19 protein-coding genes and 6 pseudogenes are annotated in these 24,142 nt (G+C 70.6%); 10 read left to right on the top strand and 15 right to left on the bottom strand.

Features of this window, described 5'->3' with window-relative positions:
- Window position 1: 1 nt before the first annotated feature.
- The 3 genes from ACWDD7_RS18955 to ACWDD7_RS18945 all read right to left on the bottom strand — a co-directional run bounded on the left by ACWDD7_RS18955 (window position 2) and on the right by ACWDD7_RS18945 (window position 3,504).
- Complete coding sequence (locus tag ACWDD7_RS18955) at window positions 2-2,131, bottom strand: bifunctional serine/threonine-protein kinase/ABC transporter substrate-binding protein (protein ID WP_450458152.1); 2,130 nt, start codon at window positions 2,129-2,131, stop codon at window positions 2-4.
- The gene (locus tag ACWDD7_RS18950) at window positions 2,128-2,817 is read right to left on the bottom strand and encodes a hypothetical protein (RefSeq protein ID WP_351881066.1); all 690 of its coding nucleotides are present in this window, start codon (window positions 2,815-2,817) and stop codon (window positions 2,128-2,130) included. Before ACWDD7_RS18950 ends, ACWDD7_RS18955 begins: the two co-directional genes overlap by 4 nt.
- A 525-nt stretch (window positions 2,818-3,342) precedes the next feature.
- The gene (locus ACWDD7_RS18945) at window positions 3,343-3,504 is read right to left on the bottom strand and encodes a hypothetical protein (RefSeq protein ID WP_450458151.1); all 162 of its coding nucleotides are present in this window, start codon (window positions 3,502-3,504) and stop codon (window positions 3,343-3,345) included.
- A 247-nt stretch (window positions 3,505-3,751) separates the two neighbouring features.
- Between ACWDD7_RS18945 and ACWDD7_RS18940 the strand changes: the two genes are divergently transcribed.
- Entirely contained in the window at window positions 3,752-4,258 is a 507-nt protein-coding gene (locus tag ACWDD7_RS18940; RefSeq protein WP_450458150.1) for a hypothetical protein, read from the top strand.
- Window positions 4,259-4,574: 316 nt separating this feature from the next.
- Here ACWDD7_RS18940 and ACWDD7_RS18935 read toward each other — a convergent pair.
- A pseudogene (locus tag ACWDD7_RS18935) lies at window positions 4,575-4,679 on the bottom strand (diadenosine tetraphosphate hydrolase); the annotation flags it as partial.
- A gap of 154 nt (window positions 4,680-4,833) precedes the next feature.
- On the opposite strand from ACWDD7_RS18935, the gene ACWDD7_RS18930 reads away from it, so the two are divergent.
- Complete coding sequence (locus tag ACWDD7_RS18930) at window positions 4,834-4,995, top strand: hypothetical protein (protein WP_450458149.1); 162 nt, start codon at window positions 4,834-4,836, stop codon at window positions 4,993-4,995.
- Window positions 4,996-5,108: 113 nt separating this feature from the next.
- On the opposite strand, the gene ACWDD7_RS18925 is transcribed toward ACWDD7_RS18930, so the two are convergent.
- From ACWDD7_RS18925 to ACWDD7_RS18915, 3 genes are all read right to left on the bottom strand, one after another.
- A complete protein-coding gene (locus ACWDD7_RS18925; RefSeq protein ID WP_450458148.1) occupies window positions 5,109-7,211 on the bottom strand; it encodes a hypothetical protein in 2,103 nt (700 codons plus the stop codon).
- Between the two features lie 277 nt (window positions 7,212-7,488).
- On the bottom strand, window positions 7,489-8,448 hold the full coding sequence (locus ACWDD7_RS18920) for a DUF6924 domain-containing protein (RefSeq protein ID WP_450458147.1): 960 nt from the start codon (window positions 8,446-8,448) through the stop codon (window positions 7,489-7,491).
- A gap of 418 nt (window positions 8,449-8,866) precedes the next feature.
- The gene (locus ACWDD7_RS18915) at window positions 8,867-9,067 is read right to left on the bottom strand and encodes an Lrp/AsnC ligand binding domain-containing protein (protein WP_450458145.1); all 201 of its coding nucleotides are present in this window, start codon (window positions 9,065-9,067) and stop codon (window positions 8,867-8,869) included.
- 116 nt (window positions 9,068-9,183) lie between these two features.
- On the opposite strand from ACWDD7_RS18915, the pseudogene ACWDD7_RS18910 reads away from it, so the two are divergent.
- Window positions 9,184-9,474: pseudogene (locus ACWDD7_RS18910) on the top strand (dienelactone hydrolase family protein); the annotation flags it as partial.
- Between the two features lie 169 nt (window positions 9,475-9,643).
- On the opposite strand, the gene ACWDD7_RS18905 reads toward ACWDD7_RS18910, so the two are convergent.
- A complete protein-coding gene (locus ACWDD7_RS18905) occupies window positions 9,644-10,504 on the bottom strand; it encodes a LysR family transcriptional regulator (protein WP_450458144.1) in 861 nt (286 codons plus the stop codon).
- A gap of 87 nt (window positions 10,505-10,591) precedes the next feature.
- Here ACWDD7_RS18905 and ACWDD7_RS18900 point away from each other — a divergent pair, with 87 nt between their 5' ends.
- Window positions 10,592-11,317 carry an SDR family oxidoreductase gene (locus ACWDD7_RS18900; RefSeq protein ID WP_450458143.1) on the top strand — a complete coding sequence of 242 codons (726 nt, stop codon included), beginning with the start codon at window positions 10,592-10,594 and terminating at the stop codon, window positions 11,315-11,317.
- Between the two features lie 194 nt (window positions 11,318-11,511).
- On the opposite strand, the gene ACWDD7_RS18895 is transcribed toward ACWDD7_RS18900, so the two are convergent.
- Entirely contained in the window at window positions 11,512-11,877 is a 366-nt protein-coding gene (locus tag ACWDD7_RS18895; protein ID WP_450458142.1) for a hypothetical protein, read from the bottom strand.
- Between the two features lie 540 nt (window positions 11,878-12,417).
- Between ACWDD7_RS18895 and ACWDD7_RS18890 the strand changes: the two genes are divergently transcribed.
- The 5 genes and pseudogenes from ACWDD7_RS18890 to ACWDD7_RS18870 all read left to right on the top strand — a co-directional run bounded on the left by ACWDD7_RS18890 (window position 12,418) and on the right by ACWDD7_RS18870 (window position 19,240).
- Window positions 12,418-12,792: a hypothetical protein gene (locus ACWDD7_RS18890; RefSeq protein WP_450458141.1), complete on the top strand. Its 375-nt coding sequence runs from the start codon at window positions 12,418-12,420 to the stop codon at window positions 12,790-12,792.
- A 425-nt stretch (window positions 12,793-13,217) separates the two neighbouring features.
- Window positions 13,218-15,833, top strand: coding sequence for an SdrD B-like domain-containing protein (locus ACWDD7_RS18885; RefSeq protein ID WP_450458140.1), 2,616 nt, complete (start codon window positions 13,218-13,220; stop codon window positions 15,831-15,833).
- 141 nt (window positions 15,834-15,974) lie between these two features.
- Window positions 15,975-16,823 (top strand): hypothetical protein, encoded by an 849-nt coding sequence (locus ACWDD7_RS18880; protein WP_450458139.1) that lies wholly within the window; start codon window positions 15,975-15,977, stop codon window positions 16,821-16,823.
- Window positions 16,824-16,868: 45 nt separating this feature from the next.
- Window positions 16,869-16,973 (top strand): annotated as a pseudogene (locus ACWDD7_RS18875) (transposase); the annotation flags it as partial.
- Window positions 16,974-17,098: 125 nt separating this feature from the next.
- The gene (locus tag ACWDD7_RS18870; RefSeq protein WP_450458138.1) at window positions 17,099-19,240 is read left to right on the top strand and encodes a protein kinase domain-containing protein; all 2,142 of its coding nucleotides are present in this window, start codon (window positions 17,099-17,101) and stop codon (window positions 19,238-19,240) included.
- 95 nt (window positions 19,241-19,335) lie between these two features.
- Here ACWDD7_RS18870 and ACWDD7_RS18865 read toward each other — a convergent pair.
- The 6 genes and pseudogenes from ACWDD7_RS18865 to ACWDD7_RS18840 form a co-directional block, all read right to left on the bottom strand.
- Window positions 19,336-19,823 (bottom strand): annotated as a pseudogene (locus ACWDD7_RS18865) (transposase); the annotation flags it as partial.
- A gap of 20 nt (window positions 19,824-19,843) precedes the next feature.
- Complete coding sequence (locus ACWDD7_RS18860) at window positions 19,844-20,353, bottom strand: class I SAM-dependent methyltransferase (RefSeq protein WP_450458163.1); 510 nt, start codon at window positions 20,351-20,353, stop codon at window positions 19,844-19,846.
- A 17-nt stretch (window positions 20,354-20,370) separates the two neighbouring features.
- A complete protein-coding gene (locus tag ACWDD7_RS18855) occupies window positions 20,371-20,694 on the bottom strand; it encodes a putative quinol monooxygenase (RefSeq protein WP_450458162.1) in 324 nt (107 codons plus the stop codon).
- A 56-nt stretch (window positions 20,695-20,750) separates the two neighbouring features.
- A pseudogene (locus tag ACWDD7_RS18850) lies at window positions 20,751-21,357 on the bottom strand (alpha/beta fold hydrolase); the annotation flags it as partial.
- 121 nt (window positions 21,358-21,478) lie between these two features.
- Window positions 21,479-21,703 (bottom strand): annotated as a pseudogene (locus tag ACWDD7_RS18845) (3-oxoacyl-ACP reductase); the annotation flags it as partial.
- Window positions 21,704-21,748: 45 nt separating this feature from the next.
- Complete coding sequence (locus ACWDD7_RS18840; RefSeq protein WP_450458137.1) at window positions 21,749-23,206, bottom strand: aldehyde dehydrogenase family protein; 1,458 nt, start codon at window positions 23,204-23,206, stop codon at window positions 21,749-21,751.
- Between the two features lie 98 nt (window positions 23,207-23,304).
- Here ACWDD7_RS18840 and ACWDD7_RS18835 point away from each other — a divergent pair, with 98 nt between their 5' ends.
- Window positions 23,305-24,129, top strand: a complete 825-nt coding sequence (locus tag ACWDD7_RS18835) for a helix-turn-helix transcriptional regulator (RefSeq protein WP_450458136.1) — start codon at window positions 23,305-23,307, stop codon at window positions 24,127-24,129.
- Window positions 24,130-24,142: the final 13 nt, after the last annotated feature.

The raw sequence follows: 24,142 nt of genomic DNA, 5'->3' as shown, positions 1-24,142 counted from the left end.
GTCACTTCCCCTTCGGCTGCGGCGCCCTGTCCGGGGCGGGCCCGAGGTAGTGGAAGGCGCCGTCGCGCACCTGGTGAACGAAGCTGGCGGGGGTGCTGAGCTGCAGCATCTTCGGGTCGAAGGCGAAGTCCCGGGTGATGCCCCGGTACCTGGCGGCCCTCAGCGGAGCGATCAGCGCCTTGCGCGCCGGGCGCTTGCCCTTGGTGGCGGTGAGCTGCCGTATCAGCAGGTTCGCCGCGTCGTAACCCTCGGCCGCCCAGAACCCGGGCGGCCGGCCGTACCGCCTGCGGAACGCCTGGGCGAAGGAGCGGACCTCAGCCGCGCCGGGCCCGATCGCTGCCGCCACGACCGTCCAGCCCACCGCGCTCTCCTCAGCGGCGAACCGGGGGTCGAGCGCGGGTTCGGCCGCGTACTTCGGCCCGTCGAAGCCGGCCAGCCCCTTGGCCGCCCGGATCGCCCCCTCCAACGGCCCGGCGTAGACGAACGCCTTGATGCCGGCCCCGCGCATATCCTTCAGGACGGGCCCGAAGTCGGTCGTGCCGGCGGGGACGACGCGGGGGTGGGTGGCGTCGCCGTATTTCCGGATGATGAAGTTGACCATCTGGACGGTCTGCCAGGACACGTCACCGGCGGTGCGGTCCAGCAGGATGCCGACGGGGGTGGCCGCACTGGTCGCCTCCAGGTGGAAGGCCAGTTTCATGGCGACCGTGCCGTGCAGGGGGCGGCCTCGTACGAAGGAGCGGATGTTCTGGTACAGGTTCTGCCCGGCGGACATGCTGATCACGGGCAGCAGGGCCGCGTCGTAGACGGGCAGCGCGGCCTGGGTCGTCTCATCGGTGCTCGAACCGAGCACGGCCAGCACGTCCGGGTCGTCGACGAGCCGCTGGGCCGCGGCGGCGCCACGGTCGGCCCGGCCCGCGTCGTCCGAGGTCTTCAGCTCCAGCGTGAACGGCTTGTCGCGGCGGGCGTTGAACTCCTCCACCGCGAGCCGTGCCCCCTGCTCCTGGGCCCGCCCGGCCGCCCGGCCGGCACCGCTGAGGTCGGCCTGCACACCGAGCGCCCAGCCGGGTGCGGCGGGCTGCTTCTTCCCGGTGCCCGCCTCGTGGCGCAGCGCGGCCCAGGCGGCCACGCCTCCGCCCGCGGCGAGCACCGCGGCACCACCGGAGGCGACGGCGAGGAACCTGCGGCGCGAGGGGGCGGGCTCGGGCGGCGCCTCGGCGAGCGTGGCCTCGATGTCGGGCAGGGCCAGCATCGCGGCCGACCGTTCGACGACCATGCGGACGACGTCGGCGGGCAGCCACTCGGCGGTGCCCGGGGACGCGTCCTCCACGAGGGCGGCGTCCAGTTCGGCCGCGGTGGGCCGCTCGACGGGATCCTTGGCCAGACAGCGCAGCAGGACGGCCTCCAGCTCCTCGTCCATGCCGTCGAGGTCGGGGCTGTCGTGGACGACGCGGTAGAGCAGGGCGTCGACGGCGCCGCCGCCGAAGGGCGGCCGGCCGGTCGCCGCGTAGGCCAGCACACAGCCCAGTGAGAAGACGTCGCTCGCGGGCCCGAGGCGGTCGCCGCGGGCCGTGGCCTGCTCCGGGGAGAGGAAGCCGGGAGTGCCGACGACGAGGTCCGCGGAGGTGATCGCGGTATCGTCCAGGGAGCGGGCGATCCCGAAGTCGATGAGGCGAGGGCCGTCGGCGGCGAGCAGGATGTTGCCCGGTTTGACGTCCCGGTGCACCAGGCCGGCGTCGTGCACGGCGGCGAGCGCGCGGGCCAGCATCTTGCCGAGCAGACGTACCGTCCGCACGGGCAGTGGGCCGCGCCGGCCCACCACGTCGGCGAGGGGCGGGCCGGGCTCGAAAGCGGTGGCCAGCCAGGGCTGTTCGGCGTCGGGGTCGGCGCTGGTGACCTTGACCACCCACGGGCTGTCCACGCGTCGCGCGGCGTTCGCCTCGCGGCGGAAACGGGCGCGGAAGGCCTCGTCGTGCGCGTACCCCGCCTGGATCACCTTGACGGCGGCGAGCGCGCCCGACTCCGTACGGCCGAGGTAGACGACGCCCATGCCGCCCTCGCCCAGCCGGGCGAGCAGGCGGTGGCCGCCGACGAAGGACGGGTCGGAAGGGTGCAGGGAGCGGTCGGTCACTTCTGGGCCCCCAGTTCGCTGCGCACCTTGGTCTCCATCCCGGCCACCGCCCGTGCCTGGACGGTCAGCAGGTCGCTCTGGTCGAAGCCCTTGCCGCCCTCGACGACGACGGCGATCGTCACCGGACCGAGCCGGACCTGGTTCCAGACGTAGTACGACGCCCCCTTGCCGAGCGCCGGATCGTCGTACGTACCCATCTCGAGGAGGTAGTCGTCGGCGGTGGTGTTGCCGTTCGTGCCGTAGCCGGAGCCGACCGAGTTCAGGCCGCTGATCCGCTCGGTGGCACGCAGTTGCTGGTCGGGGCAGCGCAGCGCCTCCTCCAGTGTCTCGGCCATCTCCTGGTCGGCCTGCGCGACGGTGCGGTGCAGGGTGACGGTGGCGGCGGTGCGGACCTCGCCCGTCGAGTCGGACGCGGGCAGCCGGCTGTAGCGGGTGAAGGTGGCGAGGACATCACCGGGCAGGGACTCCTGGCGCCAGACGCAGTCGGTACCGAGGACGGGCCAGGCGGCCGGGTCGCTCGCGTACGGGGGGCGCTTGACGTAACCCGGGCCGTAGCTGTCCGGACCCGCGGTGATGGCGCGGACCAGGTCGAGGGCGGAGGACCGGGTGGTGGGGACGCGCGCGGGGTCGACCGTGACGCGCGCGGTGGTGTCGCCCGTCCCGCGCTGTCCGGCCGGTGAGGACACCGCGGCGGAGGAAGCGCCCGGACCGGTCCGGTGCCCGCCCTCGCTCAAGCCGGAACAGCCCGCGAGCAGTACCCCGCACACGCTCAGCGCCGCATATCGCCACCCTGCGCGTCTTCGCGTCGCCGCGTACGTCACGAAGCCCCCACTCACTATGCGCCTGTGCCACTGTGTGACCGGGACGAGTGTAGGGGAGACCGGTCAACTCGCTGTGCAGGGAGGGAGATTGTCGCACTCGCATGACGCGTCGGGAGCGCGCCGGTGAGCCATCCGGCGACCGCGCGAGCGCGGCCGACGGGAACCGGCACTGTCCTGCGTGCCAAAAAGCCTGAGCACCGGCCCGCCCTGCCGCGGCGAGGTGATTCCCGCGAGCAGGCGATGGCGGGGGATCGACGAGGCCCGCCGCCCAGGGACACGGCACCGGCCGCGCCCCCTCAGCGCCCCGGCCGCAGGCGGCGCAGCAGGCGGGCCCAACGGTGCGGGCCGGTGCCCCGGGGCAGCAGGCCGCGAGCGCGCAGGTGCGCCGGGTCAGCCGTGTGTGGAAGGCGTCTGGAACGTGCCGCCGCTGCTGTTGAGCACACCGGTGGTGGAAGAGCAGGAAGAGTCAGCGGAGTTGCTCCAGCTCTTCTGCGTCGCGTCGTCGGTGCTGACGGAGAAGTAGGACGAGTACGTGGCGGAGCCGTTGTTCACCGAGACCAGGACAGCAACAGGACGCTCACGACACGGATCACCCGCAAACGAGGGCATCCACCTGAGTGTGGCCAGATGCGACCCGGCCCTACCCAGTGTTCCACCCCATCCCCTACAGGAACGACAAGCCCCCTACCCACCAAACGCCATCAGCCGTCTCGGGGTGTAGGGGCATTGATCGCATACGTCGGGCCTGCGTAGAATCCATGGCCTCGTGTGCCGGTGACGGGCGGGTGGAGGGCGACACATGACCCTGGCGGACAAGGTCGAAAAGCGCTTGGCCGGCGAGCTGTTGCCGGCGGAGCGCGTGCTCTACGGCGTCCTCGGCTTCAGGACCGGCGGAGTGCGCAAGACCATGGTTGGCGGTGCGCTCGGGATCGGCGGAGTGGCTGGCGCGGCTGCTATGGCAATGGCTACGACGCGCGGTGGGGCCGATGTTCCTGAAGCGGCACTGCAGCTCCCGGGGCGGTACATCGTTGGGCTCACCGATCAGCGCTTGCTGGTCTTCTCGATCGGGGGCGTTGTCGTCGGCAAACCAAGGAAGCTGCTGCACGCCTTCGCCCTGGACAGGATCGTCTGGGTGTCCGAGCCGGAACTGATCACCGGTGTAGCGCAGGCGCTCCGGGTCTCCCTCGGGGTGGCAGAAAAAGGGGTGTTGAGCTTCGAGTTCCCCAGGCTGCAGGTTCCCGATGCCCGCAACATGGTCAATCGGATCAGGCGCAGCCTGCCCGCGGAGCAAGAGACCCCGGAGTAGACGGAGGCAGCCAGCCGAGCCGGGCCAGCATCCCAGCCGACTGCTCGCAGAATGTCCGCGGCTGCGGCCAGGCCCGCCTCGCCATTGTGCAAGTACGACGCGGGCAAGAAGATCAACGGCCGCAAGCGCCACCTCGTCGTCGCCACCCGCGGTCTGCCCCTGCTGGTCCGCAGGCCCTGGCAGAGGACCTCCGCACGCAGATCGACGACCTGCAGAACCGGCTGCGGGAGGCCGAGAGCCACCTCGAACACCTCGCGATCACCCGCACAACCGTCACCGGCCTCGCCGATCGGATCCCCGCCGTCCCGCCGGAATGAACGTCGCCGATCACCGCGAAGCCAGACTCAAGCCGCCGCAGTACGGTCGGATTCTCACCCCGCAGAGCAGCTCCGATCCGGTCCGTCTGCCAATTGCCGGTCATAGCCCGAGCCTAACCGCAGGCGATCAAGACCTGCTCTCCGCTCCCCATCCTCCCCGGTCCACGTTCGGAGGGAGCGTCTGGGCCTGTCCGAGGCGGTCATCCAACATGTGGTAGTCGACATCGAGTTGCAGATCGGCACCGGCAGCACAGGATCATGGTGCCTCGCGACGCGATCGCCGACATCGAGGACCTGCGCACCGGGCGGAAGGACTCGCTCTGCAAGAGCCGGCGGCCCTCCCGCCCCGACGGGCCGAGAGTCCGGAACTCCGGGACCATCGGGTTCGGGCGGTTGAAGATCCGCAACGCACGGCGTTGAGCCCCTCCTCCGTCTCGGATCCCCGAGGCGTCGCTCGCAACACCCCGGCTCACCCCTGGAATCCGCCCCCGGGACCACCTGTCCGTGCGCATGGAGCGGCGGCAGCGCCCGCGCTACCCCACGCAGGAAAGCCCGTCCGAGCCAGGTGCTCTCTCCGCGGGGCGCAGCAGCGTCAGGTCGTCCCCGAAGCCGACGATCAGGCCCTCCTCCCCCAGCGCGGCGAGGCTCCCCACCCGGTGGGGGAAACGCAGCGGCTCGCCCAGCTCGGTCATCTGCCGCACGTCCCACGTCCGTACGGTGCCGTCATGACCACCGCTCACCGCCACCGGGCGTCCGCCCAGCCGGGTCGCGGCCAGGGCCGTGATCAGGCCCCGGTGTCCGCGCAGGGACACGCCGCGGGCGTGCCCCGTGCTCACGTCCCACACCCACAACTGCGGGTCGAACCCGGCCGCGGTCACGGCGAGCACGTCGCCGCCGCAGCGCACCGGCACGATCCGGGACACCGCGCGCCGGTGCCCGCACATCGGCCCGCCCAGCGGCCGCCAGCGGTTCAGCTCCCAGCGCCGTACGGTGTGGTCCGAGCGTCCGATGAGGACGACGGCCGGCCCGTCGTCCGAGGTCGTGGTGGCGGCGAGGGCCGTGATCCGGCGCGGAACCGCATCCTCGCGCGGTGGCTTCAGCGCGGGCCGCAGCTGCCGGCCCGTCGCCAAGTCCCACACCCGTACGGTCCCCTCCGCGCTCCCGACCAGAACCGCCGGCCGCCCGTCGACCACGGCCGTGGCCAGGCACTGCGGCTGCTCGGCGCCGCAGTCGATCGGCGGGTACGCCGCGGTGGCCGTCGCGAGGTCGGTGATCCGTATCAGTCGGTCCTCGTGCCCGGCGGTCACCAGCAGGGTCCGCCCGGCTTCCGTCACCGTGGCCATGGCTGCCACCCCTCCCCGATGCCTGGTCAGCGCCACGACCGCGGCCCGCGGGTCGGCCGGGTTCCAAACCCCGGTCTCGCCGCTATCCGGGTCGTCACCCACGACCAGCCATCGCCCGCCGACCCGCGCCGTCGCCCGCACCCGCCGTGCCGTGCTGGGTCCGTCCATCGCGCCGCCGCCGTGCCGCCGCTGCTCGGGCCGCCAGACGCGCACCACTCCGTCGAAGGCCAGCCCGACCACCGCCGGCCGCCCGTCCGCCACCCCGAACTCCACGCTCACCACCGGCTGTTCAAGCCCGACGAACGCCTCGGGGACGCCGTTCTCCCCGGCGCCGTCCAGCGCCCGCCACCGCACGGTGCGGCCGAGGCCGCCGAACGCGACGTACGTCCGCCCGCCGTACCGCCCCACGGAGAGAGCGTCGGTCCGCCCGGCCTTGGCCGGCGGACCCTCATGCACCGGCCCGGTGAGGCCGTCGTCGGCGATCTCACGCCCCGTCACCGGGTCCCACACCCGTACGACCCCGGTCCACCGCCCCACCGACACGACGACCGTGCGGCCGTCCCGTTCCGCCACAGCCAGGGACGCCGGTCCGTCCGGGGCGTGGCCCGCGTACGGACCACCGACCTCACGGCCGGTGGCCGGGTCCCAGACCCGCACCAGCCCGTCCCGGTCGTCGCACATCACCGCCAGCCGCCCGTCCACGACGACCCCGGCGGCCACCATGGCCAGGCCCTTGTCCGGCCCGAACGGCACCCCCACCGGCGTTCCGTCCACCACGTCCCTCAGCCGCAGCGTGCCCGCGCTCTCCCGCCGGCCCGGCAGCCCGGCGCCGTCCGACTCCTCCCGGCCGGTCAGCGCCAGCAGCCGCTTCCCGTGCGGCACAGCCGCCACCAGACGGGCCCCGTGACCGGCCGCGAAGCCCGCCCGCCGTTCCCCGGTCACCGCGTCACGGACGCGCAGGCCGCCTCTGCCGTCCAGGTCCAGCACGACGGGCCGTCCGCCCCACACGCCCAGCCGGCCGTCCACAACGCAGCGCAGCGTGCGGACCAGCCGCTCGTCCGCGCCCCGTCCGGTCGCCCAGACAGGCATCCACGGCGCGTGGGGCGCACCGCCCGCGCCGACGTCCTCCGGCCGCCAGCCGAACCGCAACGCCTCCAGCGCGAGCACCTGCGCGAGCGCCGTCTCCTGGCCGCCGGTACCCCGCGGTTGCGTCACCGACCGCCGTACGATCTCCGCCCGGCGCGCCGCGTCCCGCTCGTCCTCCGCCACCTGTGCCTCCCTCTGATCGCCCACGCCCTCACCGCCCACACCCCTGCCTTCCCGCCCCGGGCCCGCGCACGGTCGCAGCGGCCAGAACCGGCACGGCGGGCATCCAACCCGGCCCCCGGCCGGGCCGACGCCATCGCGCTTCTCATACGAGGTCGAGAGCAGGCGGGATCTCGGTGCCGTGCTGTCGCATGGTCTGTCGCAGATCGCGGCCGCGGACTGGGTAGGGACGGAAGGCCGTGATCGGCATCATGGCGGACGGTCACGGTACGTTCGACCATGCCGTCAACTTGGTCCTGCCTCCTCAACGGCCTGAGCCTGGGCCGACTTCGGCACTCGCCTGCTGCGTCGGTGGAGTTTCCGCTGCGCGGCTCCGGCCACCGTCCAGGCGCTGCCAGTAGTGCTGTTCCCGGTAGACGCCGTCGGCGTCGGCGCCGCGGCTCCAGTCGCCGAAGCTCGTGTTGCCCAGTTCCATGTTGACGATGAACGAGCCGGCTGCGGCGAGGGTGATCCTGAACGGGGTGTCGTCCCCGTCGGGCAGGTTGTTCACGGCCACCAGCGGGAACTCCGCGGAGGCCAGGGCCTGCTCGTCGGCGATGAGGAGGAGGGTGCTGTCGGGCCAGTCCTCCTCGTCGCGGCTGACCCGTGCCTGGAGCTGGTCTGCCGTGCAGCCTGCATAGATCGGGTTGTCGATGACGGTGATCGACTCGTAGTGCTCCGAGGCGCCTTCGAGGGCCTTGAGCAGGCGCGCCCGTGCTTTTGGCTGGTCGTAGGAGATGCAGACGAGGAGAGGGCCGGCGGCTTCCTCGATGATGGGGGGCGCCGGTTCGGGTTCGGCGCCGGTGCGGTCGCCGGGGATGATCTGGATGAGGAAGCGGGGCTTCCTGCCGTCCGTCGAGCGGTCGCTCGCGTGGACGCGGACCAGGTAGGGGCCGGGCCCCGCGGTGGCGAGGTTCTGCTTGCGTACCGGTTCGTATCCGCTGTCGCACAGGGCGAGGAAGCCGGTCGTGGAGACCACGGTGGTCTCTTCGACCTCGTCCCAGCCGCTCTCGGCTCCCGGGTCTGTTCCGGCGTAGAGGGTGACGACGGGGTTCTCCAGCGCGCTGCCGGCGTCGATGTGCAGCCAGTCCATGCCCGCTGCCAGGAGCCCGCGGCCGGGTGGCTGTGTGCCGGTGTCGGGGTCCATGACGGTCAGGTCGCCCCATTCCTTCATCTTCCAGGGCCGGGTGCGGCCCTGGAGGAGGGGCCGGGCGGAGCGCGGCATGGAGAACCCCCGTCGTCGGTGTGGTGCCTACTGGTCAGGTGGCGTCAGGGCCCAGTGTGGCAGGCACCGGTTTGGTGCCGGGTCCACTTGATGTGGACGTAGTAGGCGTCGCCGTTGAGGACGCGGTGGCCATACCCGTTCCCGGCCAGGCGGCCACAAGATCGCGAAGTCAGACTGCAGCAGCGCGCTGTCGATCACGGCATGGTCGAAAGGGCCGGCGAGCTCGGCAGACCAGGGCAGCATCACGTTTCTCCTGTCGCGCCCGGTGTCTCGACGGCCGGGCGTCCGGAACGGAACGGAACGGTATGCGGGCCGCTGCCGGAACCGGGCCCGCGCGTGCGAACCGCGACGTTCCGTCGGCCGACCGACGCGGCGCCGACAACGGAGCCCCGCGCCGGCCGTCGAATCGTCGGTCCCGTCAGGACGTACGAGCGGCCTCGACCGAGCTGAGCACGATGGTGGTGACGAGCTGCCGGACGCCCTCAAGCCACATGATGTCGTCGAGCAACTGCTGCAGGGCCAGTGACGAGGCGGCCCGAACCTTCAGCAGGGCACACCACTGTCCGGTCACCCGATGACACTCCTCGACCATCGCCTCATCCGTGGAGGCGGCGAACAACCGGTCGATGACCTTGCCAACTGATCATGGTCAGCCTGTACCGAGACGAAGGCGCACAGTCCGAGATCCACGGCGGACCAGTCCACCACCGCCCGATACCCGCGGATCACGCCGTCCCGCTCAAGGCAGCGCGCATTCGCTGCCCGGAGTGGGCCGGGGTCGGGTCGGAAGACCCGATCATGCCGCCCGCGCAACGGAACGCGTTCACCGCCGAGATGCAGGCCGCGGGCGTCGACTGGCGCCTCGCGGTCTACGGCGGCGCCTTGCACGCCTTCCACCACCCGCCGGTCGACCACCCCGTGGTCCCCGGGGTCGGCTACCACCCACAGCACGCGCAGCGAGCCTGGCGCGACGTCGTCGACCTGCTCGCCGAGTGCCTGCCCGTGAAGGAGGATCTGGGGGCATGACCCAGGCAAACATGCTTACGCCATGCCTGGTCGGCGTCGGGCACTGACAGTCTCCTCTCCTCAAGCCGCACGGCAGAACCACATTCGGGCGGAAGGGATGCAGGCACGTAAGGCACTGGCTGCCCGCTCCGGAGCCGTTCGACGTGGAGGTTCACGGCGTGGACGCGGCTCAGGGCGTGTTGCGAATCTGGGCCGCGGCTCGGACCAGTGCGGCGAGGGCCGATGAGTGGTGGCCGGCTGACCAGGCGAGCACGGTCGTGATGACCGGGGCATCGATGACGGGGACCGCGACATGGTCGGGCCACTGCCAGGCGCGACTGGAGGCGGGGATGACGAGCAGGGTCTTGCCCAGCGCGACGAGCTGGGCAAGTTGTGACTGGGTGTGCACCTCCGGCCCGGGACCGTCGGGGTAGGAGCCGTCGAGCCGGGGCCATCGGGCGATGGGAAGATCCGGAACGTTGCTGACGTCTTCGAGGGTGAGCTGAGGTCGCGCGGCGAGGGGGTGCCCCGAGGGGAGGAGTGCGACTTGGCCTTCGGTGTAGAGGTCTGCGGTATCGAAGCCGGCCAGGTCGTCGACCGGACGGTGCATGAGGGCTACGTCCGCGCGCCCGCTGCGCAGGAACCGCGCCTGCTCGCCGACCTCGCACAGGACGACGTCGACCGGTGCCGTATCGGTGCCGGCCGCCGACAGGGCGAGCAGGCGTTGAAGCAGTTCGTGTGATGCGCCGGCCTTCGTCACCAGTACCAGTGCCTGCCGTTCATTCCCTGCCCGCCGGGTTCGGCGCGCGGCAGCCGTGACGGCATCGAGGGCTACGCGTGATTCGCGCAGCAGCACACCGCCAGCGTCAGTGAGGGCCACCACTCGTCGGTTCCGTGACAGGAGCTGGACCCCGAGCCGGCGCTCCAGCTGGCGGATGGCGCGCGACAGTGGTGGCTGCGCGATCCCGAGCCGCTCGGCCGCGCGCCCGAAGTGCAGCTCCTCGGCGACCGCAACGAAGTACCGCAACTCACGGGTCTCCAGGTCGTCCATGCACATGCCCTATCCACCGTGTGATACCTGCCGGGTATCACAGTGTACTGGACCGATATTGGACGAAACGGACGCCGTGCGCGGAGCATGAGCAGCGTGAATAACACCAAGACAGCGTTGGTCACCGGCGCAAATAAGGGAATCGGCTTCGCCATCGCTCAGGGTCTCGGAGCTCTTGGCTTCACCGTCGCAGTGGGGGCGCGTGATGACGCTCGACGCGAAGAGGCCGTGGAGCGGTTGCGCGCCGCGGGCACAGACGCGTTCGGAGTCGCCCTCGATGTCACCTCCGACGCCAGTGTCGCTGCAGCGGCGGTGAGCATCGAGAAGGAAGCTGGGCGACTCGACGTCCTCGTGAACAATGCGGGAATCTCCGGGCAGTTCGCGGACGGGGCGCAGGACCCCACTACGCTCGACCTCGACGTCCTGCGCACGGTCCTGGAAACGAACGTGCTCGGGGTTGTCCGGGTGACGAACGCGATGCTCCCGCTGCTCAGCCGAGCGGCCTCGCCCCGGATCGTCAACATGTCCAGCAACATGGGCTCGCTGACGCTGCAGACCGGCCCGGTCATGGCCGCTTACGCACCCTCCAAGTCGATGCTCAATAGCGTCACAGCCCAGTACGCCCGCCGATTCGCGGACACGAACATCATCGTCAACCTGGCATGCCCCGGTTACGTGGCAACGGACTTCACCGGTTTTGCCGGGGACCGAACAGCTGAGCAGGGCGCTGCGATCGCCCTTCGGCTCGCCACCCTGCCCGACGACGGCCCCCGAGGCGGCTTCTTCGACGATAACGGGGTCGTCGCCTGGTAACTCCGCGCGGGCAAGGCGGCGCGACAGCGATGGGCGCGACCTGCACCCGCCCCGGTGTCCATCACTGGCCGCCGTTGGCCGAGTTCTCGGTCCGGATCATGCGGCGCAGGCCCTCTCGGGCACCAGCGAGATCGTCCTGGACCTCGTCGAGGTGTCGGGTCAGTTCCGCGGCCTGGGCCAGGGCGGCGTCGCGCTCAGTCCGCAGGCTGGTTCTCGGCCGTGAGTTCGTCGACCCGGGTGCCGAGGTCGGCGGCGCCGAATCGGTCGAGCTGCCGGCCGAGGCCGCGGCGGACGGCGCGCTTGAGTCGTTCGACTTCTTCGCGCAGGCGCCGGTCGTCCTCCTGGAGCAGCTGCACCTCCAGCTTCCGTCCGGCCGGCTCCCTGCGACTGGTTCGGGCGCCGTTGGTTGCTGTGCTTCCTTGACGGCGCCGCGCAGCCTCTATGTGCTCGCGCACGCCCTCGGCGTGGACGAGCCGGTGCGAGACGTTCGCTGCGCGGTCGACGCCGGTGAAGGTGACTGGCTCGTTGCCCGTGATCAGCTGGTCGACAACGGAGAGCACGCAAGCGCGCTTGGTGCGTGACATTGAAGATCGAGCTGATCGGCACCCAGCCCTGGCCGAGCAGGTCTGCCGCACGCACCGCGATCTTTGAGTGGATCGAGAGACCCCGTTGCCCAGTCGGGTGGGCGTCTGATCTCCGCCTTGGTGGGTGGTTGAGGGGTGGAGCCTGAGGTCGGGGGCTTGAGCCGCGAGCCCGCCTCGATCTCGGGACGGAGGGGTTGGGTGTCGATGCGGGCGGACTCGGGTCGGGAGGTGCCTGAGGGAACGCGGGTGGTGGCCTGGGCACGCGGGTGGTGGCCTGGGCAGCGTTTCCCAAGGGGTGTCTGGCGATGCGGGTGCGGGACGCGCTCGGTCCGCTGTTCGACGACGTGGGAGACGACCCAGATACCGGTGGTACTCGGCGAGCGTGCGCGGTCGGGGTTCCTGCGGTGCGTCGCCCAGCAGGGCGCAGGCCGGCCAGTTGTCCGGTGGGGGCATCAGCTCGTCGGCCGCGCGCGAGAGCTTCTTGCGGCGCCGGCCGCGTACGAAGAGGGTGACCGTGTGCGGCACCATCACGGCCTGGTGCACCGTCGACTCACCGAGCGTGTAGGCACTGCCGGGCCGCTCGACGGTGACGACGGCCGGCTCCAGGTCCGCACCGGTGAACGCCCCCGCCCCGCTGTCGGTGCGGCACCGCACGACGTGGACGTAGCCACCAGTAAGAATGCGGGTGGCGAAGGCGTAACAGTGATCGTGCGGGACGAGCTGGTTGCCGGGCCGGAGGTTCAGGTTCATCCGGATCTCGAAACCGCGGTCCGGCGCCTGGTACAGCGACAGCCGGTCGAGCAGCACGGTGACGCGGCGCGGGATGCCTTTGCGAGGCGTCGGCGGGCCTTCCGGGTGAAGGCGAGGTCCGGCCAACTGGCCATGGACTGACCGCGTTCAGACACCGACTCGGTGGTAGCGAGCAACTGCACTGTGGCTGCGGAACCCCCGCGTTGCGCACAGGACGCCCGGGTGCGGTGTACGGCGGAGATCGTTGAGCGAGGGGCCGGCGGAATCGGAATTCACGAATCCGCAACGATCTTGCTTAGGTTCCCTTTAAGCTCCCTGGAAGGCGGATATCCACCAACTTGACGTGTTTCTTTCGAAGTTGCGCAGCAGACCCTTCTGAACGATGAGAGCAGGGGATGACACAGACAAGTGAACAACGGAACGGCACCGCGCGCGGGCCGGGGCGGCGGCGGTCAGGGGCGCTCGGTCTCCATGCCCTTGGCGGCGTTGCGGCGCTCGTCTTAGGTATCGGCAGTTGCTCGCTGGTGGCGGCCCCGGCGGCGTACCCGCAGGCGGGGGACGGATCGGTGACGGTCCGGGTGATCCGGGCCGTGGACACCAGCGGCACGTGGACGCCCGCGCTGGAACCGGGCATCGCGGGCGTCACGGTGACCCTCACCGATGACGCCGGAAGCAGCATCGACGGGGTCACCGCGGCTGACGGCACGGTGACGCTGGCTCCGGCCGCGAGCAAGGCGACGGGCGGCAAGTACCGGGTGCAGGTGGTGAATCCGAAGCCGGGCGTGCTGTTCCCGGCCTTCGCCTCGCGGCAGGGGTTGGACGGCGCACCGACCCAGCTGAGCAGCAACGAGGAGTTCGTCGACCTCTCCGGCGGGAAGAACGTCTCCTACACCACCGGGCTGTGGAACCCGGGTGACTACTGCCAGAAGAACGCGCCGTTGGTGGCGACCTGCCAGCCGACCAGTAACGAGGGCGGGGACAAGCGCACGCTGGTCTCCTTCCCGTACAGCGCGCGCGGCCAGGAGGGCTCCAGCGGCGACAACACCGCGACGACCCTCGCCACCAACGCCGACACCGGCACGCTGTACGGCATCGCCTGGAACAGGGCCGACAAGCGGGTCTTCTCCTCAGCGCTGGCCAAGCGCGGCACCGACTACGGCTCGGGCGGCCCGGGGGCGGTCTACGTCACCGACCCCGCGCAGAACAAGACGACGCTCTTCACCACCGTGCCGAACGCGGGCAGCACCGTGCACGGGCCGGGGACGGACGACGCCTTCCTCGACGTGCCCGGCAAGGAGAGCCTGGGCGGTATCGCGATCACCGACGACGGCAAGGACCTCTTCGTCGTCAACCTGAACGACCGCAAGCTCTACCGCTACGACGCCTCCGCGGCGACGGCCTCGGCGCCGAAGGCGTCCTACTCCATCCCGGACCCGGGCTGCCCGGCTGCAGGGGACTGGCGCCCGTTCGGCCTGGGCATGCAGGACGCCACCGGCTACGTCGGCGGGGTGTGCTCCGGCCAGTCCACCGGCAAGCTCACGGACATGCGCGCCGTGGTCCTGCCGTTCGACCTCACCACCGGGGCGTTCAGCAAGACGGTGCTGGACCAGCCGCTGGACTACCCGCGCCAGTCGACGGTCGGCGCGGGGCCGTGCCCCGGCGCGGGCTGGTTCCCGTGGACCAGCACGTACCCGACCACGCAGAACGGCAATGCCTGCGGCACGAGCACCATCGCCAACCCCGAACCGGAGTTGGGGAAGATCCTCTTCGAGACCGACGGCTCGATGCTGCTCGCCTTCCGCGACCGCTTCGCCGACCGCGGTCCCGGCGCCCCCGCACCGGGCTCCGTCGCCAACGTCATGTCCGGCGGTGACCTCGACAAGGCCTGCCTGTCGAACGGCAGGTACGTGATGGACACCAACGACGGCTGCGGGCTCTCCCCTCGGGGCACCCGTTTCTTCGACACCACCTGGGGTGGCCACCGCAACACGGCGTTCGCCGGGATGGCGCTCTCCAAGGTCGAGAGCACCATCGCGGTCTCCTCCTTCGACTCCAACCACCAGGCACTCGGCTACGGCACGTCGTTCCTCCAACGCAAGGACGGCACGCAGGACCCGCAGTTCGGTCTGCGCCTCACCCCGGCGAAAACCAACGCACCGTTCGGCAAGGGCGCCTCGATGGGCGACCTGGAGGTGCTCTGCGACCAGGCGCCGCTGCAGATCGGCAACCGGGTCTGGTACGACCCGCAGCGCACCGGCATCCAGGATCCGGGCCAGGTGCCGGTGGCGGGGGTGACGATCCACCTGTACGACAGATCAGGCAACTTGGTCGGCACGACGAAGACGACGGCGCGGGGTGAGTACTACTTCGACGACTCCGACGTCACCGGCGGGCTCAAGCCGAAGACCGACTACGTCATCAAGCTCGACAACCCGGCCGACTACGCCAAGGGCGGTCCGCTCTACGAGTGGGTGCCGACCGACGCGAACGTCGGGACCAACCACTTCATCGACTCCAAGGGGACCGTGCCGCCCGGTACGGCGTACCCGGTGAAGGCGCTGACCACCGGCGGTCCCGGCGAGAACAACCACACCTACGACTTCGGCTTCCGGCAGCAGGAGGGCGTGCTGCGCGTGCTCAAGCACGGCCAGCACGGCAACCCGCTGGCCGGGGCCGAGTTCCAGCTGTGGAAGGAGACGAACGGCACCGACGGCCTGCAGACCGACGGGTCGAAGCGGGACACCAAGGTCGGCGCCCCCTGCACGACCGGGGCCGACGGCATCTGCCAGGGCAGCGGCACGGTGGGAACGTACTACTGGCAGGAGATCAGCCCGCCGGCCGGCTACGCCGTACCGGCCGTGCCGGTGTTCGGGCCGCTGGTGCTGACCTCCGACAACCTCGGCACCGGAGTCTCGGTAACGGCGGTCAACCAACCGCTGGCCGCCCCGACCCCCAGCCCCACGCCGGCGCCGAGTGCGTCGTCGGCGCCGCCGCTGCCGACGCCGCCGGCAGCGGGCGCACCGGGTGCACAGCCTCCGGCGGGCTCTCCGTCCGGCTCGCAACTGGCCTTCACCGGTGTGAGCCAGGAGCTTCCGCTGGTCCTGGTCGGCTGCGCGGTGCTCATCGCGGGTGGCACGGGGCTGGTCGTGATGGTCCGCAGGCGCAGGGGCCAGCACCGGTAGTCCTCCCTCTGCGACGGCCGGGCGCCCGGCGTGCCGGCCGTCGCAGAGGGCCGGATCGGGCGGGTTGTGGACCGGTGGTCCGCGAACCCGTCCGACTGCGTGACCGATCGACGAGAGAGACCGATGAGAGAAGGCGACCGCATGGCTCGGACGACGAAGACCGACGGCCGTACGCCGCGTCGGACTCGCTGGCTCAGAACACTGGTCGCGATCGCGGTGTGCGGCACCGCGGTGGGCGGCGTGGCCGCCTACCGGAGCCTGACCGGCAGCAGCGCCGAGCGGCCGGTCACGATGGACGAGGCGTCAAGGCTGGCGCTGTCGCGGCTGAACCTGTACCAGGCCAGCCCGGTGTCGGTGACCCTGACGGCCGCCGAGGGCGGCGGCGTGGTGCTGCGGGTCAGCGGCGTGGTGGACTACCGGACCCACCACGGCGTGGGGAGCTACCGGACCACCGGGTCCACCGGGTCCACCGGGTCCACCGGGTCCACCGGGTCCACCGGATCGTCCGCATCCTCCGCCGCACCGCTCGACCACGGCCTGATCGTCTGGGACAGCGACGGCCTGGGCCTGGCCCCCGCGTTGGACGGCAGCCCGTCGTGGCAGCAGGCCGAGCACATCCCGCGCTCGGGCTGGTCCCCACGCTCCTACACGGCCGATCCCCTGGACGCCGGGCTCCAGTTGCTGATCGAGCTGGGCGCCGACCGGCCCGACAACCAGATGCTGCTCGCCCAGTCCGGTGCCCGCTGGCTGGGCCGCGACCGGATCGCCGGCCGCGACTACGACCGGATCACCGGGCCGCGCGCCAAGGGCACCACGCCCGGCACCGGTCCTGACGGCGGGCGGTCGCCGCTGACCTACTGGGTGGACGACAGCGGCGGTCTGCGGCGGGTGACGATGCGGATGCCGGGCCTGGGAACGCCGACCACCCTGGAGTTCACCGGGCACGACGGCAGCGCCAAGCTCCCCGAGGCGCCGTGGGCCACCGACTGACCGCCGCCCGCCGGTCAGAGGTCGTTTTAACTCGCCGCCCACCCGCGGCGTTTCCACGGCCGCTTCATTCGGATCGGCCGCGAGGCGTTACAGTGCCTGCTCACCCGTCGCGGCGTCACCTTCCAACGGACCAGGACGTGGAAGCGGTCCGGCTCCTTCTCGGCGAACCGTCGGACCGCCGGAAGGTGGCCCCTCAACCGGACCGCACGGCGCGGGGCGGCAGGCCCTAGTCTGATCTCCGTGAGGGAGACAGGCGCCCGGAAGGACGATTGGCGATGACGCCCCTGAGCACCGGGGACCCGGAGTCCATCGGCGGGTACACCCTTCTCGGTCGCCTCGGGGCGGGCGGCATGGGAGTCGTCTATCTGGGAGTCTCCGCCTCGGGACGGCAGGTCGCGGTCAAGCTCGCGCACGGGCCCCATGCCCAGGAAGAGGAGTTCCGGACGCGCTTCCGGCAGGAGGTCGCGGCAGCGCGCCGGGTGAGCGGTGCCTTCACCGCGCCTGTCGTGGACGCCGACCCGGACGCCGACCGGCCGTGGATGGCAACGCTCTACGTGCCGGGGCTCGATCTGGCCGAAGTCGTGGAGCGGGACGGCCCGCTGAACCTGCGGGAACTGCGCGCGCTGGGGCTCGGGCTCACCGAGGCGCTGCGCGACATCCACCGGGCGGGTCTGGTGCACCGGGACCTCAAACCGCGCAACGTCCTGATGACCGAGGACGGGCCGCGCGTCATCGACTTCGGCATCTCGCGCGCCGCCGACAACCAGAACCTCACCACGACCGGGCGGATGATCGGCACTCCGCCCTTCATGTCGCCGGAACAACTGGCCGCTCCCCGAGACGTCACCCCGGCCTCGGACGTGTTCTCACTGGGGTCACTGCTGGTGTTCGCGGCCGTCGGCACGGGACCGTTCGACGCCGACAGCCCGTACATCACCGGGTACCAGGTGGTGTACGGGACCCCGGACCTCGACGGGGTCCCCGAAGCGCTCCTGGGCGTTGTCGAGCGCTGCCTTGACAAGGACCCGGCCGCACGGCCGGACCTGACGGAACTGCACCGCATGGTCGAGGCGCTGCCGGAATCCGAGGGTACCGAGTCCGCGACGACCGAGCAGTCCGCCGACGGACCCCGGCGCCGCCCCGCTTCCCGGAGCGCGACCACCGCCCCCGCGGGTGCCACGACCGACACCGGAACCCGCAGGCGCCGCCGGAGGCGGATGCTGCTCACCGGCCTCGGCGCGGCGCTGGCCGTCACGGGGCTGGTTGCCGGGCTGGGGGTCTTCGCGTCCGATCCGGACACCACCGCCGTCTCCAAGACCGCCCGGGTCGCGTCACTGCCCGACGGCTGGCGGCCGTGGCGCACGGAGCTGCGGGACGATGTGAAGGGTGTCCCGCTCGACTACGACAGGCCCGGATGCGTACCGGAGGAGAACGCCCTGTTCTGTGGCGGTACGGGTTTCACGGTCGCCAGGATCGACGCGGCCTCCGGCCGCACCGTGTGGCGGACCGGCACCCGCCCTCAGGGGGTGCAGCCGATCGGCGTTCGCGACGGTCTCGTCTATGTGTACGAGGATCCGGATGACACGACCAGGCGCGTGGTGGCCCTGGACGCCGCTACCGGGCACCGGCGGTGGCAGCGGGACATCAACAAGTCCGAGGACGCGGTCCTTTACGACGGCGGGCTGCTGACCCTGTCTCCCGACTACTCGTCGTTCGTGGCCTACGGGCCCTCCGGCCGGGAACTGTGGCGGGCGCCCTCGCTGGACGAGTACTGCACTCCGTCGGCACTGGGAGGCGCCCCCTACGCGCTGTGCTCGAAGGGCACCGAGCCCGGCCAGGCGCCGGTCGAGCTGATGAAGCTCGAACCCGGCAACCTGACCGCAACTGCCACACTGCCCAAGAAGGCGGAAGCGCTCGGCGCTGTCGGCGGACAGCCGCTGTTCCTCGCTCCCCAGACCTCGAAGGACGTGTACGAAGCCGGGTACGAACGGCCGTACAACGCGCTGCTTCGGGTGGTCCCGGAAACCAGGCAGGTCAGGCGGATACCACTGGCACATCCGCTGACCGGCGCGGCCACCCTTGTGGACGGCGTCGTCTACTTCGTCCGGTCCGACGGGTCGGTCACCGCGGTGTCGGCGGACAGCGGCAGACAACTATGGCAGAAGGTCACGGACATGGAGAGTCTGTCCGCGCCCGCCGTCTCGGCGACATACAGGCGGGTCTACTTCTCCAACCGCTTCGGCCGTCTGCTGGCACTGGACAGCCGCACCGGAGCGGTGGTCTGGCGCACCTCCGCGCTGGACGACCCCGGGGACAAGACGCAGGCCTATCCGCCGCGAGTACTGCTCGTCAAGGACGCGATCGTGGCGACGGCCGGCAACACGGCCTTCTCCCGGCGCCCGGACGGGCCCAGCTGACCGGCGGAGGCCATGTGTCCCGCGGCCCCCTCGGGAACCCCGGAGTCAATGGGCTCCGACCGGCGGTGCGGGTGCGGGAGACCGCCGGCGGCGCTTCTGATCTTGACGTTGACGGCGTCGACGAACAGGGCCGGGGAGACGCGGTCGATTGGACGGTTCTGCCGTTCGGTCATGCCGTCCACGACCTTGTCGGTGACAGTGGAGATGGTCTGCTTGGACACCTCAGCCCCATGGACCTCCGCGAGATGAGCGGAAATCTCCCCGTGGGTGAGGCCCTCACCTCTACCGGGCCGATGTCGGTCAGCACGGTCTTCGCCGGGGTGCCGTTGTGGCTGTTGCCGTTGTTCTTCCCGGCCGGATCACGCTTCTGATCACCGCCGTGGTCGGTGGTCTCGCCTTCCAGGGTGGACTCCAGCACCCGCTTGGTCAGCAGCCGCGACAGCCCGCCCTCGCCCGTCAGCTGCAGACCCTCGCTCCGGGGCCGGTCAACCAACATCGCCACGAGCTGCTCGTCCGACACTGCACTCGACGGTGCCTGAGCCACCTGCTCAGCCTGCTCGTTCTCCACGGCGGTCTCCGTCATCAGACGCGTCTCCTTGAGCATCAGATCCGCCGTTGACCAGGCACTCCCCCGCCCCGCCGGCCGAGGACGAGGCGACCGACCGGAGTGGGCACCACCTGCACGTCGGTGAAGCCGCCAGTCCGCAGCTCCGCGGCCAGGTTCTCCGCACTCACGACGGGTGGGACCCCGCGGCAGTCGGCGACGAGCGCGTCGAGGAATGAACACAGGTCGTCCGCCGGTGCGGCGAGTTCCTGCACGAGGAGCAGACCGCCCGGGGCGAGTGCGCGGCGGATGGCGGCCAGGGTGGTCTCACGGGTGTGCTGCGGAAAGAACGCCTTTGCCCAGTAGCAGACACTGTAGACGGCTTCGTCGTCGAGTTCTTGGGCGTCGGTGTGCCGGATCTCCAACCGGGAGTCGACGCCGGCGTCTTCTGCTCGTTCCCGCAGTTCCTCGACGACGTCGCCGGCCCGCTCGACGCCGACCGCGCGCAGTGCCGGGTATGTCGTCAGAGTGCTGAGCAGGGCCCCGCCGACCCCGCTGCCGACATCCAGGAGAGGGCCGCCTGCGGCTAGTAGGCGGGGCGGAACGGACGCAGCAGACGGATGCCGTCCTCGATGGATCCGTCGATCAGTTCGAGCATCTGGGGGACGAGTTCCTGCATCCGGGGCGCGGCGAGGTGGGAGTCGAGGTGGGCGCGCGTTTCCCAGCGTTCGTAGATGACGAACGAGCCGGGCCGCCCCTCGACTTCGTGGGCCTCGTAGTCGATGTTGCCCGGGTCGTTGCGGGAGGGGGTGACGGCTGCGGTGATGAACGCTTTGAGGTCGGCCTCTCTGCCGGCCTTCGCCTTCGCGTCCCAGATGACGGTCACGTAGCCGTTCGATGTCGCGGTCATGTTGATCCCTGTTTCTCTTGTGTGCTGAAGAGCTGACTGCCGGTACGAGGCCGGTGTCAGCGGTTGACGAAGTCGAGGAGGTCGGCGTTCACGGTGCCCATGCCGTGCGACAGGCCTGGGTAGACCTTCAGCACCGCGTTCCCGACCAGCGTGGCGGTCAGCTCGGCGGATTAGGCGACCGGAACGATCTGGTCGTCGTCGCCACGCATATGAGCGTGGGCACGCCATCGCTTGGCGGTCGTCGGTGAAGTCGGTCTCCGAGGATGCTTTGATCCCCTCGTAGTGCGCATTCGTACGGCCGGCCATCCCCTGGCGCCACCAGTTCCGGATGACGCTCTGGGAGACCTCCGCGCCCGGACGGTTGAACCCGTGGAACGGGCCGGAGGCGATGCCGGGGTAGTACTGGGAACGGTCGGTGGCCAGGCCCTCGCGGAGGCTGTCGAAGACCTCGACGAGCAGCAGCCCTCCGGGGCTCGACTCCGTCTGGGCCATGAGCGGCGTGACGGCCCCGATGAGGACAGCCCCGGCGACCCGTCCTGCACCGTGCCCGGCGACGTACCGGGCGGCCTCTCCGCCGCCGGCACAGTGGCCGACGTGGACGACGTCGTACAGGTCGAGGTGGGCCACCACCATCGCGGCATCCGCCGCGTAGTGGCCCATGTCGTCGAAGTCGATCGGTTCCCGCGCGGCCGAGGCGATGTTGACGATGAGCGAGGGATTGCCCGCGCGACAGTGGCAGCAGTCCCCGGGTAAGTAGCACCGGGCTCAGACGGTTCACCGCCAGCCGCTGCTCGTATCCGTCTGCTGACATGCTTCGGGTGGTGCCGTTCCACGTGATGCCCACGCCCGCGTTGTCGACCAGCGCATCGAGGCGGTCGTGCCGTGCTGCCACCTCGGCCGCGAGTCGTCGGGTCTCGGCCAGAGCGGACAGGTCGGCGATATATTGCTCGGCCCCGAGACACTGCTCGATCAGCGCCAGTCGCTGCGGGTCACGACCATGCAGGAGCAACTGGTGCCCGGACTCCGTAATCTCGCTCGGCCAGAGCGAGGCCAATCAGTGAGCGGACTGGGTGTGATCCTGCTCCACATACACCTTGAGGGCCTGGAACTCCTCAATCGCTCGCGGGCCGCACAGGTAGCCGTAACCGCTGCCCTTGACGCCGCCCTCCTCGAAGTCCTCGCTGATGGCTCCCCAGGTGTTGATCCACACGGTGCCGGTACGGATGCGCCGGGCGACCCGGCGGGCCTTCATCGAGTCCGAGCTGAACACCGACGCGGCCAGACCGTAGATGGTGGCGTTCGCCTTGGTCACGGCGTCGTCCTCGTCGTCGAAGATCTCGAACGTCTGAACCGGACCGAAGACTTCCTCCTGCACGATCCGGACGTCGGTGCGGTCCACCTCGATCAGGCTCGGCCGGTAGAACGCACCAGCGGCCAATGGACCGTCGGTGACCACACCGCCTCGCAGCAGTACCGTGCCATACGAGGTGGCCTCCTCGACGATCGCGTCCACCCGCTGGGCTGAGGCCCGGTCGATCACCGGGCCGAGCTGGGCCTTCTCGTCGTCGCCCGAGCCGAGACGCACCTGCGCGAGCGCGCTGGTGAGCCGAGTGCGCACCTGGTCGGCGATGTCCCGGTGGACCAGTACGCGGGAGCCGGTGCAGCAGAACTGCCCATTCATCAGCACCAGCGACTGCACCACGGTCGGGATCACCATGTCCAGATCGGCGTCCGGGAAGATCACCATCGGAGCCTTGCCGCCCAGTTCCAGACCGAGCCGCTTGAGCGTGATGGCGGCCGCGGTCGCGATCTGGCGCCCGACCGGCGTACTGCCGGTGTAGTTGATCACGGCGACCTTGTCCGAGGTGACCAGGAACGGGGCCCCGGTGTTGCCGGACTCGGTGAACACGTTGACCACGCCCGCCGGGATTTCCGGAACCGAGGCCAGAACCTGTGCGAAAAGCTCATTGGTCAGCGCCGTCTGGGCCGGAAGTTTGACCACGACGGTGCAGCCGGCGGCCAGCGCCGGGCCCAATGCCCGCACGGTCAGCATGACGGGGGAGTTCCAGGGAGAAATGATCCCGGCGACACCGAGTGGCTCGGGCACCGAGTGGGTGTACTGGCCGGGCGCCGTCTCGGCGGCGCGCCCGGCGCTCTGGGTGCGCGCAGTCGCCGCCGCGTACCGCAGCCACCCGACCGCACCGCCGACCTCCCACGTGGTCTCACCCAGCAGCTTGCCGTTCTCCCGGGACAACATGGCCGCGACCTCGGGTACCCGGGCCTCAAGGGCGTCGGCCAGCCGGCTGAGTGCGGTCGCCCGAAGCGAGGGAGTGCGCGCCCATTCGGTGGTCGCGAACGCGGCGTCGGCGGCGTCCACGGCGACCGAAGCCTCTGCCTCGCCGCCGTCGTAGAAGGAGCCGACGACCGTGCCGTCGGCCGGGTTGATTGATTCCAGAACCGAACCGGAGCCGGTCCACTGTCCGTTGATCCAGTGCTGCGCAATGGTGTTCATGACGTCGATCCTGCAATCGCACCTAGCTTGCGGGAAGGCACAGATCTTCGTCGTACCACCAGTACTACCCTCAGACGAGTTTGAGTGAAGATGGAATCATGAACGAACTCGGGCAAGTCCTGCGGGCATGGCGCGAACGCCTGACTCCGGAAGCCGCCGGAATCCCTCACAACGCCCCCCGCCGCGTCGCCGGCCTGCGCCGTGGAGAGCTGGCGATGCTGGCCGGAATCTCCGCCGAGTACGTGGAACGCCTGGAGCAGGGTCGCTCCATCACCCCCTCTCCTCAGGTGTGCACAGCCATCGCCCGCGTGCTGCAGCTGTCCGACGACGAACAAGCACACCTCATGCGCCTGGCCGGCCACGCCGCGGGACCGGACCGGATTCCTCAGCTGATCCCGGCGAGCCTGCACCGGCTGATGGAACAACTTGCCTTCAACCCGCTGGCTGTCTACAGCGCTGCCTGGCAGTTGTTGCACTGGAACCCACTTTTCGCGGCGACCTTCGGTGACCCGAGCTCTTCCGGCGATGACGGCCGCAACCTCATGCTGTCCCAATTCGGGCCGGGACCCGGACGACTGCGACTGACCAAGGCCGAACGGGACGCGTTCGAGAGCTCGCTCGTCTCCGACCTGCGCGCAACCACCAGCCGTTATCCGTACGACCCTTCGCTGGCGGCGCTCGTCACGAAGCTGCGTCGTCTCCCCCGCTTCCTGTCGTTGTGGGCCCGACCGACCGTGGGCGACCTCCAGGGTGCGCGCAAGATCGTCGTGCACCCTCAGGTCGGCGAGATCGCCCTCGAGTCCAGCGTCCTGACAATCCAGCCCGCGGACCTGCGCCTCGTGGTCTTTCTGCCACGCCCCGACACGGACGCCCGCAGCAAGCTGGACCTGGCAGCCACCATAGGCCTGCAGCAGTGGGTCTAGATTTTCCGATCAC

The organism is Streptomyces sp. NPDC001056, from assembly GCF_053598955.1.
This window is presented reverse-complemented; position numbering and strand designations above follow the sequence as displayed.

Bases quoted from the DNA above. Each gene is read 5' to 3' on its own strand.
- ACWDD7_RS18940 (WP_450458150.1), top strand. From the start codon at position 3,752: ATGACCCTGGCGGACAAGGTCGAAAAGCGCTTGGCCGGCGAGCTGTTG.
- ACWDD7_RS18930 (WP_450458149.1), top strand. From the start codon at position 4,834: ATGGTGCCTCGCGACGCGATCGCCGACATCGAGGACCTGCGCACCGGG.
- ACWDD7_RS18920 (WP_450458147.1), bottom strand. From the start codon at position 8,448: ATGCCGCGCTCCGCCCGGCCCCTCCTCCAGGGCCGCACCCGGCCCTGG.
- ACWDD7_RS18905 (WP_450458144.1), bottom strand. From the start codon at position 10,504: ATGGACGACCTGGAGACCCGTGAGTTGCGGTACTTCGTTGCGGTCGCC.
- ACWDD7_RS18900 (WP_450458143.1), top strand. From the start codon at position 10,592: ATGAGCAGCGTGAATAACACCAAGACAGCGTTGGTCACCGGCGCAAAT.
- ACWDD7_RS18880 (WP_450458139.1), top strand. From the start codon at position 15,975: ATGGCTCGGACGACGAAGACCGACGGCCGTACGCCGCGTCGGACTCGC.
- ACWDD7_RS18870 (WP_450458138.1), top strand. From the start codon at position 17,099: ATGACGCCCCTGAGCACCGGGGACCCGGAGTCCATCGGCGGGTACACC.
- ACWDD7_RS18855 (WP_450458162.1), bottom strand. From the start codon at position 20,694: ATGACCGCGACATCGAACGGCTACGTGACCGTCATCTGGGACGCGAAG.
- ACWDD7_RS18840 (WP_450458137.1), bottom strand. From the start codon at position 23,206: ATGAACACCATTGCGCAGCACTGGATCAACGGACAGTGGACCGGCTCC.
- ACWDD7_RS18835 (WP_450458136.1), top strand. From the start codon at position 23,305: ATGAACGAACTCGGGCAAGTCCTGCGGGCATGGCGCGAACGCCTGACT.